We start from the raw sequence: 14,886 nt of genomic DNA on the forward strand, positions 1-14,886 counted from the left end.
CGTGCGCTGCTCCAGCAGCACCGTGCGGCCGGCCAGCAGCTGGGCCACGCTGCCGGGCGTGTAGTTTTTAATGGTGAACAGCGTCAGCCCCTCGTTGTACTGCACCTTGAACTGCGTGCGGAGCGCGGCCACGGCCTGCGCCAGGCGCGTGGGCTCGCCGTCGAGGCACACCGAAAAGCTGAGAGCCGAGTTTTGCATCACGTTGATTTTGAGGCGGGCCTGGGCCAGCGTACCAAAAATCACTTCCAGGTTTTCTTCCGAGATGAAGGCAAAATCCTTGCTTTCGAGCGAGAGCAGCACCTGGCCCGTTTTGCGGATGAAGGCCGGGGCCAGCGGCGGGTGCTGGCAGTCGTGGATGAGCGTGCCCTCGGCGGCGGGGTCCACAAACGACTTCACGCGCAGCGGTATCTGGCGGTCGGCCAGCGGCTTCAGCGTCTTGGGGTGGATGACGCTGGCCCCGTAGTACGCCATTTCGATGGTTTCCTGGTAGCTGATTTCGGGGTAGCGCACCGTGTTGGGAAATATCTTGGGGTCGGCGTTGAGCAGGCCGGGCACGTCCTTCCAGATGGTCACGCTCTCGGCCCGCAGGCAGTAGGCGAAGATGGCGGCCGAGTAGTCGGAGCCTTCGCGGCCGAGGGTGGTAGTGCGGTGATTGTTTAATACCTGACCAGTAAACCCTTCTGTTACGATAATATGGGCACCGCCGAATGGAGCAAATAGTCCTTCAAACTCTTCTTTAACCCTCTTTTCAGTTTCCTGCCAATCTACTTTCCCTTCACGCCAAGTATCGTCGGTTACAATCATCGATGCCCGGTGATAAATTTCTATCTCTAGACTACTTGTCAACGCATAATAGACCAAATAGGAAGACAAGGTTTCCCCATAACTTACTACTTGGTCGTATCCTTCATCGTAGCTTTTACTAGGCGATAGGTTAGCTAGTCTATAAGCAAGCCCTTCAAAAAAGCTTATCAAGTTAACGTCTGGTTTGTCAGGGTCTATATAAGGGTGTGGTAATGCTTCACCTATATCCTTGCCTGCCTGATGATGATACGCTTCGACTGTCGCCAACTGCGCCGAGTAGTCCCGCCCGTGATACGCCAAGTCATAAATCTCCTCCAGCGCATTGGTCGTCTTGCCCATCGCCGACACCACGATGAGCAGCGGCCCCTGCGGCCCAAAGTCGCGCACGATGCGGCAGAGATTGAGAATAGCCGCCGCGTCCTTCACCGAGGCCCCGCCAAATTTGTAGACCTGTAGGCCCGTTTGCTCTTTTTCCATACGGCCCCAAAACTAGGCAGTAGGGCGCAGGTAGGTAGCATAGCCGAAAAGCGGGTAGCTTTGCACAAGCTCTCGCCCCACCTTATGGACCACAACCGACTCGCCCTGCCCGTTGGCACTACCCTCGACCGTTTCATCATGCGCAAGCAGGAAGACTTCCCCTACGCCACCGGGGAGCTTTCGCAGCTGCTGCGCGACATTGCGCTCGCGGCCAAAATCGTGAACCGCGAAATCAACCGCTCGGGCCTCATCGACATTGCCGGCGCCTACGGCAACCGCAACGTGCAGGGCGAAGACCAGCAAAAGCTCGACGTGATTGCCAACATCCGCTTCATCCGCGCGCTGCGCAACGGTGGCGAGGTCTGCACCATCATCTCCGAGGAAGACGAGGACATGATTCAGACCGGCAACAACCAGGGCAAGTACGTAGTGGCCATCGACCCGCTCGACGGGTCGAGCAACATCGACGTCAACGTCAGCATCGGTACTATTTTCAGCATCTACCGCCGCATTTCGCCCACCGGCCGGCCGGGTACCGAGGCCGACTGCCTTCAGCGCGGCACGCACCAGGTGGCGGCCGGCTACGTCATCTACGGCTCCAGCACCATGCTCGTGTACACCACCGGCAACGGCGTCAACGGCTTCACCTACGAGCCGAGCCTGGGCGAGTTTTTCTTGTCGCACCCCGACATTCAGACGCCCAAAACCGGCGCGGTGTACTCCATCAACGAGGGCGCGTCGGAGTCGTTTTCGGCCGGCGTGAAGGCCTTTGTAAAACACTGCAAAGACACCGGCTTTTCGGCCCGCTACATCGGCTCGCTGGTGGCCGACTTCCACCGCAATCTGCTGAAAGGCGGCATCTACATCTACCCCGCCACGGCCAAGAGCCCCAAGGGCAAGCTACGCCTCATGTACGAGTGCAACCCGCTGGCTTTCATCGTGGAGCAGGCTGGCGGCCGCAGCTCCGACGGCCAGCGCCGCACCCTGGAGCTGGAGCCCCACACCGCCCACGAGCGTTGCCCGGTGTTCATCGGCAGCAAGGAGTTGGTGGAGCTGGCAGAGTCGCTCATCGCCCAGGAGGCCGAGGCGGAAAACCCGGTAGCGTAGGCAAAAAAAGCTTTTTATTGACTAGTTGCCCGAAAGCCTGGTTGTCGTTGCCTTTGCAATAGCAGCCAGGCTTTTGCGTTAGCCCCAAGCTTCTTACCAACTACTTTCAACTCAATGGAAACAACAGCTTTACGATGTGCGGGCTTGGCTACCGCGTTCCTGCTTGCAGGAGCTGGTACGGCGCTGGCCCAGGCTCCCGATACGGCGCAAGTTAAAAAAACGGCCAGCTGGCACTTTGGCGAAACCTTCGGGGTAGGCGTGGCGCTGGTCAATCCCAACGACGACCACTACCTGCCCAACGACGACATCAAGTTCGGCTCCGAGGTAGACCTGCACGCCACCCGCTTCTGGCGGCGCGGCAGCACGGCGCTGGGTTTGCGCTTCGGGCTGGGCCTGCTGGGGCGCAACGGGCGCTACTACTTCGGCCCCAACCAGGTGCGCCGGTCCGAAACCGTGGGTACGATTCCAGTCGAATTCGTGTCGCGCCGCTACTGGCGCGCCAGTAAGTTTTTTTCGGAAGTGTCATTAGGCGGCTATTTTGGTGGCCTGCTTGGCCGCACTACCTATCAGCTCGACCCCAACAGCGGTACTACCCAGCGCCATACTGACAGCTGGATTTACGCCACGGGCGGTATCATTGCCAGCCTCGGCGTGGGCTACCACGAGGGCCACCGCTACCACCAGCTGGGCGTGCGCTTCTGCACCGACCTCACCAGACCCCGCCGCCCCGCCGCCGGCCAGCTGCCCAATCTGCAAACCGGCAACATCTCGCTGTGCTACTCTCTAAGCTGGGGCAAAAGCTGAGGGTAGCAGTTTTTGCGAACAACAAAAAGCCCCTTTCCAGCGCTGGAAAAGGGCTTTTTGTTATTTGTCATTGCTTCGCTGCGCTCGCAATGACAAAGCTTTTTAAGCGGCGTCGTCAGCCTTTTCGGCGCTAGCTTCTTCAGCCGTAGCTTCCTGGTAGGGCAGGCGTTGGCTCACGATGCTGTACCAGGTCACGAGCTTTTTAATGTCGGACGTGTACACGCGGTCGCGGTCGTAGTTGGGCAGCACCTCGGCCAGGAACTCGCGCAGCTCGCTTTCGCTCGACTTGCTGGTGACGGGCAGGCTCGCGCCGTGATTCTGGTAGATGTTCTCGAACACCTCCGTGAGCGGGGCCGTCTCGTCCGAATCCTGGGTGTAAATGCCGATTTCGCTCAGCAGCGACACTTTGTTGCTGGCCGGGGCCAGCGAGCGGGCGGCCTTTTCATCAAGGCTTTCAACTAGTACACCGTGGCGGGCGGGCTTCAGTAGGCGAAACAAACCGCTCTGGCCGCTAATGGCGGCCAGCTCTTTCAAATCGTAGGGCATCTTGGGGGAGTTAAGAGTTTTGAGTTAGGAGTTTTGAGTTCTGAATAAGGTAGAAACGGAAATGACTACTCAACTCAGAACTCAAAACTCCTAACTCAAAACTGAAAATTAGTTTTCCAGCGCGTTGGCACCGGTTACACCGAGCTTGAAATCGATGGGCAGGCTGGTGAGAATCGGGTATTCGGGCTTTTTGAACTTGAGCAGGCGCACCACGCGCAGGGCCTCTTCGCCGGTGCCGCCGCCCACGCCCTTCACCAGCTTGATGCCTTGCATCGTGCCGTCGGTATTCAGGGTGAAACTCACGATGCAGCGGCCCTGCATGCGGTTGCGCTTGGCCAATAGCGGGTACTTTATCTCCTTGGCAATGAAGTCGTACATGGCCTGCTGGCCGCCCTCGTAGTAGGCCGCCGCCGGAATGCTGTTGCCAACCTGGTTGATGCCGGTGCCTTGGGTAGTCTGGGCGTGGTTGGGGTCGGTGGCCTGGCCGCCAGCGGCTGGCTTGGTGTTTTGGGCCTGGGCCGCGCCGGCGGCCAGCAGCACGCCCAGCGCGGGAAGCAGAATTTTTTTCATGGAAAAAAGTAATTGCAAGGTAAAAGCCCGCCTCTGGGGCAATTGACGGGCCAAATTACTCCGCGCCCGCCGCTTCGGCCGCTACCTGCCGGTTTACTTCCGTAATAAAATCGAGCACTTCGTCGCGGCCGGCCCCGGTTTCGGCTGAGGTAAGGAAGTAGCGCGGCAACTCGTCCCAGGTTTCGCCCATCTTAGCCAAGTAGCTTTTGATGAGCTCGTTGGTGCGGGTTGAGGACTGTTTATCGGTCTTCGTGAATATCATCACGAAGGGCACGCCGTCCTCGCCCAGCTTCTCCATAAATTCGAGGTCCACGGCCTGGGGCGGGTGGCGCGAGTCGAGCAGCACGCACACGCAGGTGAGGTTTTCGCGGCGCGTGAGGTAGGCGTTTATCATCTTGCCCCAGTCGGCGCGCGAGCTTTTGCTGACGCGAGCGTAGCCGTAGCCGGGCAAGTCGACCAGGTACCATTCATCGTTTACGATGAAATGATTGATAACCTGCGTTTTGCCGGGCGTGCTGGAGGTTTTGGCCAGGCCGTTGCGCTGCGTCAGCATGTTGAGCAAAGACGACTTGCCCACGTTGGAGCGCCCGATGAAGGCGTACTCGGGCAGGGTGGGCGGCGGGCAGGCGGATAGCTGGGTGTTGCTACTCACAAAGCGAGCGTCACGAATTAGCATAAGCGTAATATAAGGAAGGTAGCGGGCCGCCAAAAGTACGGCCTGCGTCCGCGCCGGCTTTGGGGGCCTATGGCTTTTCGGGGATTGAACAGGAAAATTAGACTTTTTCGGGGTTTTCTGCCGGCCGGCCTATATTTGCGGGGTTACCTTTTGCCCGAAAGGATATAGTAACCCATTAAACCAACGATAGTTCACCGGGGCACCGGCGGCGGTTGCGTTATTCGGCCAAAGGCAGCCCGTTATATTTGCGGCCGTTTGCGGCGGCTTTTAAGCCGTTGCGGGGCGGGCAAATGCAAACCTTGGCGCGAAAAACTAGTATAAGTCGCCGAAATGCTATTGGGATGCGTCTTAGTCCGCCTCGCTATTATATGCACTTCATTAATTACCCCAAACACCTCTTTTCAATGGACAACTTATCCAGAAAGCTGCTGCACGCCGCATGCGTGGTAGCCCTCACCGGGGCGGCGAGCAACTCTGCTCTGGCGCAAAGCACGCGCAAGGACCTTAAGACTGGCAACAAGCTTTACGACCTGGAGAATTATCGCGCCTCCATTCCGTACTACGAGCGGGTGCTGGCCAAAGACCCCAACAACGCGCAGGCGCTGTTCCGGGCCGGCGTGGCGTACTTGTCCTTCGATAAAGAAAAAGCGAGCGACTACATCTATAAAGCGCAGAAGCTCAAGCCAAAGGTTTCGCGCGATATCGAGTACTGGCTCGGTCAGGTAGACCACCTCAACTATAACTTCGACGAGGCCATTACGCACTACCAGGCGTACAATGCCACGCTGAAGAAAAAGAACGACACCCGCCGCGAGGAAGTAGCCCAGCTGATTCAGCACAGCAAAAATGCTAAGGTGCTGTTCAACCAGCCCAAGGACATCTTCGTGAAAAACCTGGGCCCGACGGTAAATACCCAGTACTCGGAGCACAGCCCGGTTATCTCGTCGGACGATAAGACCCTGATTTACACCTCGCGTGGCGAGCAGGTAACGGGTTCGGACGTGAAGAAAAAAGGCATCGCCGCTGACGGTGAATACTTCGAAGACATCTTCGAAACCCACCGCATCGACGCCGACAATTGGGAGAAGCCCCGCTCGCTGTCGGGCGTGCTCAATGCAAAAGGCCACGATGCCTCGATTCAGCTGTTCGACAATGATACCAAGCTGCTGCTGTATCGCAACGACAACAATGGCGATATTTTTATGTCGGAAAAGACTGGTGGCGACTGGACTGCTCCCAAAAGTCTGAACGACAACATCAACTCGAAATACTACGAGGGTGACGCCTACATCACACCCGATGGGCTGACGTTATACTTCTCAACCGCTAAGTACTCGGAAGACGGTACGCTCGACCTGTACTACAGCACCCGCACCGCCGGTGGCGACTGGGGCCCGGCCAAATCGCTGGGTGGCACCATCAACACCAAGTACGACGAGGACAGCCCGTACCTGAGCCGCGATGGCAAGACGTTGTACTTCGCCTCGCGTGGCCACAACACGATGGGCAACTACGACATCTTCAAGTCGCAGTGGGACAGCATCGGCCGCAAGTGGGGCCGCCCCGAAAACCTGGGCTACCCTGTTAACACGCCCGACGCTGACTCGTATTACCGCCTCGCCCCTGATGGCTCGTATGCCTACCTCAGCTCGTACCGCATCGGTGGCTACGGCGAGAAGGACATCTATACCATCAACTACATCAAGAACGTAACCATTAAAGGGATGGTGTTCTCGAAGCAGGATAGCACCTCTATTATCCCGGGTGTTGAGCTGGTATTCAGCGGCAAATCGGCCGATGGCACGGCCATCAGCTTCCGCGACATCACCAAGCCGGATGGCAGCTACAGCGTAAGCCTGCTGTCGGGCCGCACCTACCAGGTAGCGGTGAACAAGGACGGCAAGAATATTGAGACGCAAGAGTTTGCGGTGCCGATTTCGACGAATGACTCGACTTCGATTACCAAGAATATCTACGCCAACTACGTCAACCTGATTGCGGATGAGAATCCGAACATGCGTAAGATTTACTTCGACACCGACAAGTACACCTTGCGGCCGGAGTCTATCAAAACGCTGAACAACACGGCTTCTTACCTGAAGCGCACGCCCGGTCTGAACATCTCGATTGAAGGCCACTGCGACTCGCGCAACACGGATGAGTACAACATGGTACTCGGCCAAAACCGTGCTGACGCTGCCAAAAACTACCTCGTGAAGCAAGGTATCGCCGATGCCCGCATGACGACGGTAAGCTACGGCGAGCGCCGCCCGGCCGCGCCCAACGACACGCCCGAGAACATGCAGCTCAACCGCCGCGATGAGTTCCGCCCGGTGCTGAAGGAAGGTGAAACCATGCCCGTAACCCAGCCCGAGCCCACCACGACCATCATCGCCGTGCCCGTGAAGCCTGCCCGCCCGCTGCCCGGCAAGAGCAAGGTGAAGCTGGCCGACGGCACCAAGGTGAAAACCAAGGTGGACGACGACAGCGACAAGGTGAAGGTGAAAACAAAAGGCGCTAACGGCGAAAAGTCGAAGACCAAAGCCAAGGACGGCGACCTCGACTCGAAAGCCAAAGACGCTTCGGGCGAGAAAGCTAAGATTAAAGCTAAAACTGAATAGGTTACGCTTTAATCAGCAAAAAAAGAGGCGGCCGGACGAACAGTCCGGCCGTTTTTTTGTGTAGGATGTAGCGTAAGCTTTAGCTTGCGTCGCGGCCAGATTACTAGGCCGTTTGCAAGCTAAAGCTTACGCTACATCCTGCTCCACGCAATTTTCTACGGCCTTCTGCCGTTCTTTGCACTCACAACCTATGGCCGTAGTACCCTACAAAGAAGACGCCGCCGACAAGAAAACGCAGGTGGCGCGGATGTTTGACAGCATCGCCGGTAAATACGATTTCCTTAATCACTTCCTGAGCGTGGGCACCGACATCTACTGGCGCCGCAAGGCCGTGGATGAGCTCAAAGCCCTGCGCCCGGCCCGCATCCTGGACATTGCCACCGGCACCGCCGACTTTGCCATCGAAACGCTACGCACCGCCGCGCCCGATGCGCAGGTAACGGGCGTCGACATTTCGGCCGGGATGCTCGAAATCGGCCGCCAGAAGCTGGAAGCCAAAAAGCTGAGCCACCGCATCCAGCTAAAGCTGGCCGACTCGGAAAACCTGCCGTTTGAGGATAGTACCTTCGACGCGGTGACGGCCTCGTTTGGCGTGCGTAATTTTGCGCACCTCGAGCGCGGGCTGGCCGAGATGCACCGCGTATTGCGGCCGGGCGGGCAGCTGGTTATCTTGGAATTTAGCAAGCCCACGGCGTTCCCGCTCAAGCAAGCCTACAATTTTTATTTCAGTCGGGTGCTGCCGGTCTTTGGCAAGGTTATTTCCAAAGACCAGGCCGCGTACACCTACCTGCCCGAATCGGTGCAGGCCTTCCCCGACGGTGCCGATTTCGTTGCCATTCTGCGCCGCGTCGGCTTTTCTTCTCCTGCATGGCAACCCCTCACGTTCGGCATCAGCTCCATCTACACCGCGCGCAAGTAGGCACCTGGGGCTGGCTGGTGCTGCTTGGGCTGCTGCTGGCGGCCGGGCCGGCGCTGGCCCAGCGCAAGCGTAGCGACGCCATCGACCGTACCAAGAAAGGCCGCATCAAAGGCATCACCGTCGAAAACCTGGCTAACTACAACCAGCGGTTCTATCGGCCGGGTTTGAGCATCGCGCCCAGCTTTTCGCGGTTCTTTATCGAGCAGTCGGATACGTATATTCAAAATATCCAGCAGGGGCGGGGCGTTACCGCGAATGCCCTTATCAGCCCCGGCCTGGGGGTTTATTTCACTAATGACATCCGGCTGGGCGGCCCGAGCACGCCGTTTCACCTGCGCTTCGTGCCAGGCCTGAGCTTCATGACGCGCCGCATCGAGTACCAGGGTGGCGGCCAGCCCGATACCTTGCGCACGCAGGAGGTCGCGACCACGCAGCTGGAGCTGCCGCTGCTGCTCAAGTACCAGTCGCAGCGCCGCCGCAACACCCGCATGTACATGATAGCCGGCATCAAGCCCAGCTACGCCGTAACGCAGCGCCAGAATACGCCCGAAATCAATCAGTTGCGCGTGACCCGCACCGACGTGCTGCTGGAATACGGCTTCGGGTTCGACTTGTTTTATCCCTACTTCAAGTTTGGCCCCGAGCTGCGCTTTTCACACGGCCTGCGCAACATTCTGGACCCGCAGAACAACCGCTACAGCAGCGCTTTGCAAAGCCTGCGGACCAACACGGTAACGCTGTACCTGAACATTGAATAAGGCCATTTAACAGTTATCAATTAACATTTAACAGCCCTGGCAGTAGAATAGACAAGCCCACAGCTTGCGCCTATGCTACTACCAGGGCTGTTAAATGTTAATTGATAACTGTTAAATGAAAAAGACTGCATTCATCACCGGCGCGTCGTCGGGTATCGGCCAGGCTACGGCCGTAGCGCTGGCTAAGGCTGACTTTCAGTTGGTTGTAACTGGCCGCCGCCGCGAGCGGCTGGAAGCACTGGCCGCCGAGCTGGCTCCCACACCAGTACACATCCTGACTTTCGACGTGCGCGACCGCGCCACCGTGGAAGCTGCCATAGCCGAACTGCCTGCCGAGTTCGGGCACATCGACGTGCTCATCAACAATGCCGGCAACGCCCACGGCCTGAGCCCGATACAAGATGGTGACGTGGCCGACTGGGATGCGATGATGGACGGCAACGTGAAGGGCCTGCTCTACGTGAGCCGGGCCGTGCTGCCGCGCATGGGCGAAGGCGGCTTTATTGTAAACATCGGCTCGATAGCCGGCCACGAAGCCTACGCCAACGGCAACGTGTACTGCGCCTCCAAAGCGGCTGTGAACATGCTCACCCGCACCATGCGTATCGACTTGCTGCCCAAGGGTATCCGGGTGGCCGAGGTAGCGCCCGGCATGGTCGAAACCGAGTTTTCGGAGGTGCGCTTCAAAGGCGACGAAGAGAAAGCAGCCAACGTGTACAAAGGCGTGCAGCCCCTGCGCGCCGAAGACGTGGCCGACCTTATTCAGTTTATGGTCACGCGCCCGCCGCACGTGCAAATTGCCGAGGTCATTATTTTCCCGGCCGCGCAGGCTGCGGCGGCCACCGTGCGCCGCGCGCAGTAGCACAACCATTAAACAGTGTGTAGGGACGCCATATTTTGCGTCTTACGTTGGGATACGCTTAGATGCGCTGCCTGACGTAAGACGCAAAATATGGCGTCTATACGCTGCTATTGCAAGGCCGCGTGCAGCCGCTGTAATAGCGGCGGATACAGCGTGTGCTTACCCTCAAAACTATGAGTTGTAACCCGCGCGCCGTGCAGGCGCAGCGCTTCGGCCTGGGCCACCAGCTTTTCGGGGGGTATATACTCGTCCTGCTCGCCGCTTACCAGTACCACGGGCAGGCCGCGCAGGAGCTGCTGAGCGGCTACATTTTCGATGTTAGCCGGGAAGTTGCCGGCCCACAGTACTAACCGGTGCGGCCGCCAGCAGTCGGCGCGGGCGGCGAGCCAGCGGCTTACGGTGGCCGTGCCTTGCGAGAAGCCCAGCACCGTTACGCGCACAGCGGGCGGGCAGGCGGCGAGCAGGTGGGCCATCAGCGCATCAAGGTAAGCTGCTTGGTCGGCTATTTCGGTGAGGCGGTCGGCGGTGGTCATCCACGACGCGCCGACCCGGCCGCTGGTGCCCGTGAGGTAAAAGCGCGACAGCGCCTCGGGGGCTACGATGACGGTGCCCGCTGGGTCGGCGGCGTGCAGCAAGCGGAAGTGTCGGCTTAAATACTCCACCAACTGCCCGTAGCCGTGCGCCACCAGCCACAGCTGGCGCGTGGCGGCTGTGGGTTCGCCCAGCTGCTGGTAGCGGGCGGTGCGGGGCACGGTAATATGATGTTGCATAAGAAGATGTAAACCGGAGTGGTCCTCCGTTTCCGCGTTTGGTTATGCCCCTCACGCGAAACGGAGCGCCACTCCGGTTTACAGTTTCATCCCCGGCTGCCAAAAATGGCGCTGCCCACCCGCACCAGCGTGCTGCCCTCGGCCACAGCCAGCGGGTAGTCGGCGCTCATGCCCATCGAGATTTCGCGGAAAGCTTCATCCTCGGCAAAATACGTGGCTTTCAGTTGCTCAAAATACTGCCGCAACTGCCGAAACTCGCCCCGCACTACTTCCTCGTCGGGCGAGTGGGTAGCGATGCCCATCACGCCCGTCAGGCGCACGTGCCGGAGGCTTTTATACTCCTCCGAGTTTAAAATTTCCTCGGCTTCGGGCAGGCTAAGGCCGGTTTTGGTTTCCTCCTGCGCGATGTGAAATTGCAGCAACCCATTGATAACGCGCTGGTGCTTAGCGGCGTGCTTTTCCAGCTCCAGCAGCAGGCGCAGGCTGTCCACGCTTTGCACGGTGTGTACGAAGGAAGCCAAGTACTTCACCTTGTTGGTTTGCAGCTGACCGATTTGGTGCCACTCCACGTCGGCCGGCAGCTCGGGCTGCTTGGCGGCCATTTCCTGCACCCGGTTTTCGCCAAAAATGCGCGCGCCGGCTTCATACGCCTCGCGCAGGCGCTCGACGGGGTGGGTTTTAGTCACGACGACCAGGCGGGCGGCGGTGCCGGCCAGGGTTTGCTCAATGGCAGCGATATTCTCAGCGATAGACATAGTAGTGCTTAGTTGTTAGTGCCTTGTGCTTAGTTGTTAATGCTTTGTTTTTAAGAGTTTACGATTAGTTTTAAGCACAAAGCACTAGCGACTTGGCACTAAAGTCAGTCTTCCAATACGTTGGCCATAAACGTGCTTTTCAGCCCCAGCCACAGCAGCCACAGCACGAGGCCCCAGCCGAGGTAGGGGCGGTAAAAATCTTCCACGCTGCGAAAGCGCTGGGTGCGGATGTCGGATTTTTCAAGCTTATTGATGTCGCCGAAAACCTGGCTCAGCGCTTTATTGTCGGTGGCCCGGAAGAAACGGCCGTCGGCCGCCTGCGCCAGCTGGCGCATGGTGGTTTCGTCGAGGCGGGTTTGCACGTAGCGGGGTTTGCCGGTAGTAGAATCGCGGCCGTAGGGCACGAAGCCATCCTCGCCCAGCCCGATAGTGTAGAGCCTAATGCCGTAAGCGTGGGCCAGCTGCGCGGCCAGCAGCGGGTCGAGATTGCCGGCCGTGTTCTCGCCATCCGAGAGTAGCAAACATACCTTCGAGCGGGCCGTGGACTCACGCAGGCGGTTGATAACCACCCCCAGCGCCGTGCCGATGGCCGTGCCGTCTTCCTCAATCAGGCCGGGCTTGAGGCTGCTCAGGTTGCTGAGTAGTAGCTCGTAGTCGGTAGTGAGCGGCACCAGCGAATACGCCTGCCCGGCAAAGGCCACCAGCCCGAGCCGGTCGCCAGCGCGCTGCTGCACAAAGCTGCGGGCCAGGCGCTTGGCCGCTTCGAGGCGGGTAGGCTTGAGGTCTTCGAGCTCCATGCTGGCTGACAGGTCGAGGGCCAGCACGATGTCGATGCCCCGGCCCGTCTGGGTCAGCTGCTCGCTGGCCCGCTGCGGCCGGGCGGCGGCCAGCACCAGCAGCGCCAGCGCCAAGCTCAGCACCACATCGGGCAAAAAGCGTAGCCCGGCGCGCCAGTCGGGCCGCAGGCCGCCCGGCCCGAAGGCTACCACTACCTGCCGCCGCCGGCGCGCCAGCAGCCAGCGCAGCAGCGGCAGCAAGGGCACCAGCCCGAGCAGCAGCAGCAGCTTGGGGTGCTGCCATTCGTAGCTGGCCAGGGTGGCGTAGGAAAACAGATTCATCGAAAAACGGCCGGAAAGCGCAAATTACGGCGTTTTCAGTGTAGCGTAAGCTTTAGCTTGCGAGCGAGCGCCGCGAGCAGCTGCGTGGGCGAACGTTGGCGAGCGCGGCTGCTCGCGGCGCTTGCCCGCAAGCTAAAGCTTACGCTACAGCTGAATATCATTCGAACCGCCCCAGTTCCTCGCGGGCAAACGTCCATTCCGGCGTTTCAACCTCCGCCTCATCAGGCGCCGGCACCGCAAACCACGCGCCCAGCGCCGGCTGCGCCACGTTGCGTAGCACGTGGATGTTCTGGGCCGGCATGTAGCTCTGCGCCAGCAGTAAGTAGCGCTGGCCGGTGCGTGGATTTTCGGCCACGTCGGCTACCAGCACGGCGTGGCCGGGCCGCCCACCGTGGATGAGTACGTCGCCGGGGCGCACCTCGGGTAGCGGCACCGGGCGCAGCTCGCGGCGCAGCGAAAGCGTGCCCGCGTAGCCAAACACCGGCAGCAAATACCGCTGAAGCGCCGCGTGCGTGGGTGCTTCGGCTGGCTTGGGCGCGGCCGTTACCTCTTCGCCTTTCACCTGAAACGTGCGGCCCGCTATGTAGTCCGAAAACCAGGCGTCGTAGCCGGTAGTGAGGTGGAAGTGGATTTTGTTGACGTTCTGGCTGAATAAGTACTCGGCCCGCAGCCGCATCACGGCATCGGCGCACTGCTGCAAGTCTTTGGTGCCGGGGTCAATGTCGACCACCGCCGCCACCACGGCTTGGTTGTCCTTGAGCTTGCCATTATACAGGTGCGCCGGGGTGCTGGCCGGCCGTAGCGGCAGCCCGCGCAGCCACGCGCCCCAGGAGCCGGCGGGCACGGCCACGCGCTGGCAGCCGGGCGGCGGCGCAAAGCGGGCGGCCAGCGCGTGGCCGGGCGCGGGTGCGGCCGTCAGCCAGGGGTAGGGGTGGGTGGCCGGGGCAGGCAGCTGAAATAGCGCGGCGGCCAGCAGGCCGGCGAGGCTGGCGCTAAAGGAAGTGAGGTTCACGCAAGGAAGAAAAATTCTCTAACGCCCAGCCAGCGCGGGCAGTATGCACGCCGGTGCTCCTGGTCAAAAGCCCATTGCCAGCATAAAAAAACCGCCCGCACTCGGGTTCGAGCGCGGGCGGGTAGCTGTCATCAACTAGCTGGCCGCTAGATGCCCAGCGTATCCTTGATATTGCCGAGGAGCGAGTCCGTAACAGTCATCTGCTCTTTCTGGGCGTGGCCTTCGGGCACGGGCGGGCCGAGCTTGGGCTCGTCGCCGTAGGGCTCGGCCTTGAGCACGTGAAACTCGCCCTTGCCGTCGATGCTGGGGCCGTGCGTCCAGCGGCCCGCTGGGGTTTCGGCGGCTTCCTTGATGCCGGGGCTGATGAAGGCGTAGCTGAATTTCTCGTGCTCCTGGCTTTGCGGAAACGAGTTCGGGATGGGCAGGCCCTTGGCCCCGCCGAGCTCCTCAATCACGGCCAGCCACTGCTGCTGGTGCATGGTGTCGCGGGCTATCATAAAGCTCAGCATGTCCTTCATGCCGGGGTCGTCGGTGATTTCCCAAAGGCGGGTAGCCAGGGCGCGGCCGGTGCTTTCGGCGGCCACGTTGGTGTACATATCGGCCATGAGGTTGCCGCTGCCCACCACGTAGGCCCCGCTGAAGGGCACGCCCTCGGCATCGACCGCCAGCGCGCCCAGGCCCGCCGAAAGGAACGAGCGTGGGTTCATGCCGCCGAGCACCGCGCCCACCACGCCATCCTGCTTGATGGCGGCTTCGGCCACGCTCAGCGGCGCGCCTTCCAGGTTGAGGGCCACGGCGGTAGCCAGCATCTCGATGTGCGCGATTTCCTCGGTGCCGGTGTCGAGCAGCATATCGCGGTACTTGGCCGGGCCGCGCGAGTTCCAGGCCTGAAACAGGTATTGCAGGCACACGCGCATTTCCCCCTCAATGCCGCCGATGGCTTGCTGCAACATGCGGGCGAAGGCGGGGTTGGGCTTCTCGACGCGGACTTTGTACTGGGTGCGTTTATCGTGGTAGAACATGGAAAAGGAAGGGTAAGGTAACGGCGTCCATGCGGAGCGCCGCCTATCCTTACGCCCGCCCAAAA

15 protein-coding genes are annotated in these 14,886 nt (G+C 60.0%); 6 read left to right on the forward strand and 9 right to left on the reverse strand.

Going from position 1 to position 14,886, the window contains the following annotated elements; genetic code table 11:
• Nucleotides 1-1,281: aspartate kinase (locus VFO93_RS04435; RefSeq protein WP_325133118.1), on the reverse strand; the 1,281-nt coding region annotated here is incomplete at its 3' end.
• Between the two features lie 84 nt (nucleotides 1,282-1,365).
• Here VFO93_RS04435 and fbp point away from each other — a divergent pair.
• Nucleotides 1,366-2,388 (forward strand): class 1 fructose-bisphosphatase, encoded by a 1,023-nt coding sequence (fbp, locus tag VFO93_RS04440; RefSeq protein WP_325133119.1) that lies wholly within the window; start codon nucleotides 1,366-1,368, stop codon nucleotides 2,386-2,388.
• 144 nt (nucleotides 2,389-2,532) lie between these two features.
• The gene (locus tag VFO93_RS04445; RefSeq protein ID WP_325133120.1) at nucleotides 2,533-3,192 is read left to right on the forward strand and encodes a hypothetical protein; all 660 of its coding nucleotides are present in this window, start codon (nucleotides 2,533-2,535) and stop codon (nucleotides 3,190-3,192) included.
• A 102-nt stretch (nucleotides 3,193-3,294) separates the two neighbouring features.
• On the opposite strand, the gene VFO93_RS04450 is transcribed toward VFO93_RS04445, so the two are convergent.
• From VFO93_RS04450 to yihA, 3 genes are all read right to left on the reverse strand, one after another.
• Nucleotides 3,295-3,738, reverse strand: a complete 444-nt coding sequence (locus VFO93_RS04450; RefSeq protein WP_325133121.1) for a DUF5606 domain-containing protein — start codon at nucleotides 3,736-3,738, stop codon at nucleotides 3,295-3,297.
• 108 nt (nucleotides 3,739-3,846) lie between these two features.
• The gene (locus VFO93_RS04455; RefSeq protein ID WP_325133122.1) at nucleotides 3,847-4,308 is read right to left on the reverse strand and encodes an energy transducer TonB; all 462 of its coding nucleotides are present in this window, start codon (nucleotides 4,306-4,308) and stop codon (nucleotides 3,847-3,849) included.
• Nucleotides 4,309-4,363: 55 nt separating this feature from the next.
• A complete protein-coding gene (gene yihA / locus VFO93_RS04460; protein ID WP_325133123.1) occupies nucleotides 4,364-4,984 on the reverse strand; it encodes a ribosome biogenesis GTP-binding protein YihA/YsxC in 621 nt (206 codons plus the stop codon).
• A gap of 404 nt (nucleotides 4,985-5,388) precedes the next feature.
• Between yihA and VFO93_RS04465 the strand changes: the two genes are divergently transcribed.
• The 4 genes from VFO93_RS04465 to VFO93_RS04480 all read left to right on the forward strand — a co-directional run bounded on the left by VFO93_RS04465 (nucleotide 5,389) and on the right by VFO93_RS04480 (nucleotide 10,144).
• Nucleotides 5,389-7,605 carry an OmpA family protein gene (locus VFO93_RS04465; RefSeq protein ID WP_325133124.1) on the forward strand — a complete coding sequence of 739 codons (2,217 nt, stop codon included), beginning with the start codon at nucleotides 5,389-5,391 and terminating at the stop codon, nucleotides 7,603-7,605.
• 190 nt (nucleotides 7,606-7,795) lie between these two features.
• Complete coding sequence (ubiE, locus tag VFO93_RS04470; protein ID WP_325133125.1) at nucleotides 7,796-8,524, forward strand: bifunctional demethylmenaquinone methyltransferase/2-methoxy-6-polyprenyl-1,4-benzoquinol methylase UbiE; 729 nt, start codon at nucleotides 7,796-7,798, stop codon at nucleotides 8,522-8,524.
• The gene (locus tag VFO93_RS04475; RefSeq protein ID WP_325133126.1) at nucleotides 8,473-9,282 is read left to right on the forward strand and encodes an outer membrane beta-barrel protein; all 810 of its coding nucleotides are present in this window, start codon (nucleotides 8,473-8,475) and stop codon (nucleotides 9,280-9,282) included. The genes ubiE and VFO93_RS04475 overlap by 52 nt, the downstream gene beginning before the upstream one ends.
• A 115-nt stretch (nucleotides 9,283-9,397) precedes the next feature.
• Nucleotides 9,398-10,144, forward strand: coding sequence for an SDR family NAD(P)-dependent oxidoreductase (locus VFO93_RS04480; RefSeq protein ID WP_325133127.1), 747 nt, complete (start codon nucleotides 9,398-9,400; stop codon nucleotides 10,142-10,144).
• A gap of 107 nt (nucleotides 10,145-10,251) precedes the next feature.
• Here VFO93_RS04480 and VFO93_RS04485 read toward each other — a convergent pair whose 3' ends face one another.
• The 5 genes from VFO93_RS04485 to VFO93_RS04505 form a co-directional block, all read right to left on the reverse strand.
• Nucleotides 10,252-10,914: a phospholipase gene (locus VFO93_RS04485; protein ID WP_325133128.1), complete on the reverse strand. Its 663-nt coding sequence runs from the start codon at nucleotides 10,912-10,914 to the stop codon at nucleotides 10,252-10,254.
• Nucleotides 10,915-11,000: 86 nt separating this feature from the next.
• Nucleotides 11,001-11,669 (reverse strand): YggS family pyridoxal phosphate-dependent enzyme, encoded by a 669-nt coding sequence (locus tag VFO93_RS04490; RefSeq protein WP_325133129.1) that lies wholly within the window; start codon nucleotides 11,667-11,669, stop codon nucleotides 11,001-11,003.
• A 104-nt stretch (nucleotides 11,670-11,773) separates the two neighbouring features.
• Entirely contained in the window at nucleotides 11,774-12,787 is a 1,014-nt protein-coding gene (locus VFO93_RS04495) for a VWA domain-containing protein (protein ID WP_325133130.1), read from the reverse strand.
• A gap of 157 nt (nucleotides 12,788-12,944) precedes the next feature.
• Nucleotides 12,945-13,799: a DUF4846 domain-containing protein gene (locus VFO93_RS04500; RefSeq protein ID WP_325133131.1), complete on the reverse strand. Its 855-nt coding sequence runs from the start codon at nucleotides 13,797-13,799 to the stop codon at nucleotides 12,945-12,947.
• Nucleotides 13,800-13,945: 146 nt separating this feature from the next.
• Nucleotides 13,946-14,821 (reverse strand): manganese catalase family protein, encoded by an 876-nt coding sequence (locus tag VFO93_RS04505; protein ID WP_325133132.1) that lies wholly within the window; start codon nucleotides 14,819-14,821, stop codon nucleotides 13,946-13,948.
• Nucleotides 14,822-14,886 lie beyond the last annotated feature (65 nt).

Origin of the sequence: Hymenobacter sp. (assembly GCF_035709525.1) — a bacterium.
Classification (GTDB): domain Bacteria; phylum Bacteroidota; class Bacteroidia; order Cytophagales; family Hymenobacteraceae; genus Hymenobacter.

What these genes read in the sequence shown, in the direction of transcription:
- VFO93_RS04495 (WP_325133130.1), bottom strand. Translation starts at nt 12,787, where the DNA reads ATGAATCTGTTTTCCTACGCCACCCTGGCCAGCTACGAATGGCAGCAC.
- VFO93_RS04475 (WP_325133126.1), top strand. Translation starts at nt 8,473, where the DNA reads ATGGCAACCCCTCACGTTCGGCATCAGCTCCATCTACACCGCGCGCAA.
- ubiE (WP_325133125.1), top strand. Translation starts at nt 7,796, where the DNA reads ATGGCCGTAGTACCCTACAAAGAAGACGCCGCCGACAAGAAAACGCAG.
- VFO93_RS04465 (WP_325133124.1), top strand. Translation starts at nt 5,389, where the DNA reads ATGGACAACTTATCCAGAAAGCTGCTGCACGCCGCATGCGTGGTAGCC.
- VFO93_RS04505 (WP_325133132.1), bottom strand. Translation starts at nt 14,821, where the DNA reads ATGTTCTACCACGATAAACGCACCCAGTACAAAGTCCGCGTCGAGAAG.
- VFO93_RS04450 (WP_325133121.1), bottom strand. Translation starts at nt 3,738, where the DNA reads ATGCCCTACGATTTGAAAGAGCTGGCCGCCATTAGCGGCCAGAGCGGT.
- VFO93_RS04490 (WP_325133129.1), bottom strand. Translation starts at nt 11,669, where the DNA reads ATGTCTATCGCTGAGAATATCGCTGCCATTGAGCAAACCCTGGCCGGC.
- fbp (WP_325133119.1), top strand. Translation starts at nt 1,366, where the DNA reads ATGGACCACAACCGACTCGCCCTGCCCGTTGGCACTACCCTCGACCGT.
- VFO93_RS04480 (WP_325133127.1), top strand. Translation starts at nt 9,398, where the DNA reads ATGAAAAAGACTGCATTCATCACCGGCGCGTCGTCGGGTATCGGCCAG.
- VFO93_RS04455 (WP_325133122.1), bottom strand. Translation starts at nt 4,308, where the DNA reads ATGAAAAAAATTCTGCTTCCCGCGCTGGGCGTGCTGCTGGCCGCCGGC.
- VFO93_RS04485 (WP_325133128.1), bottom strand. Translation starts at nt 10,914, where the DNA reads ATGCAACATCATATTACCGTGCCCCGCACCGCCCGCTACCAGCAGCTG.
- yihA (WP_325133123.1), bottom strand. Translation starts at nt 4,984, where the DNA reads ATGCTAATTCGTGACGCTCGCTTTGTGAGTAGCAACACCCAGCTATCC.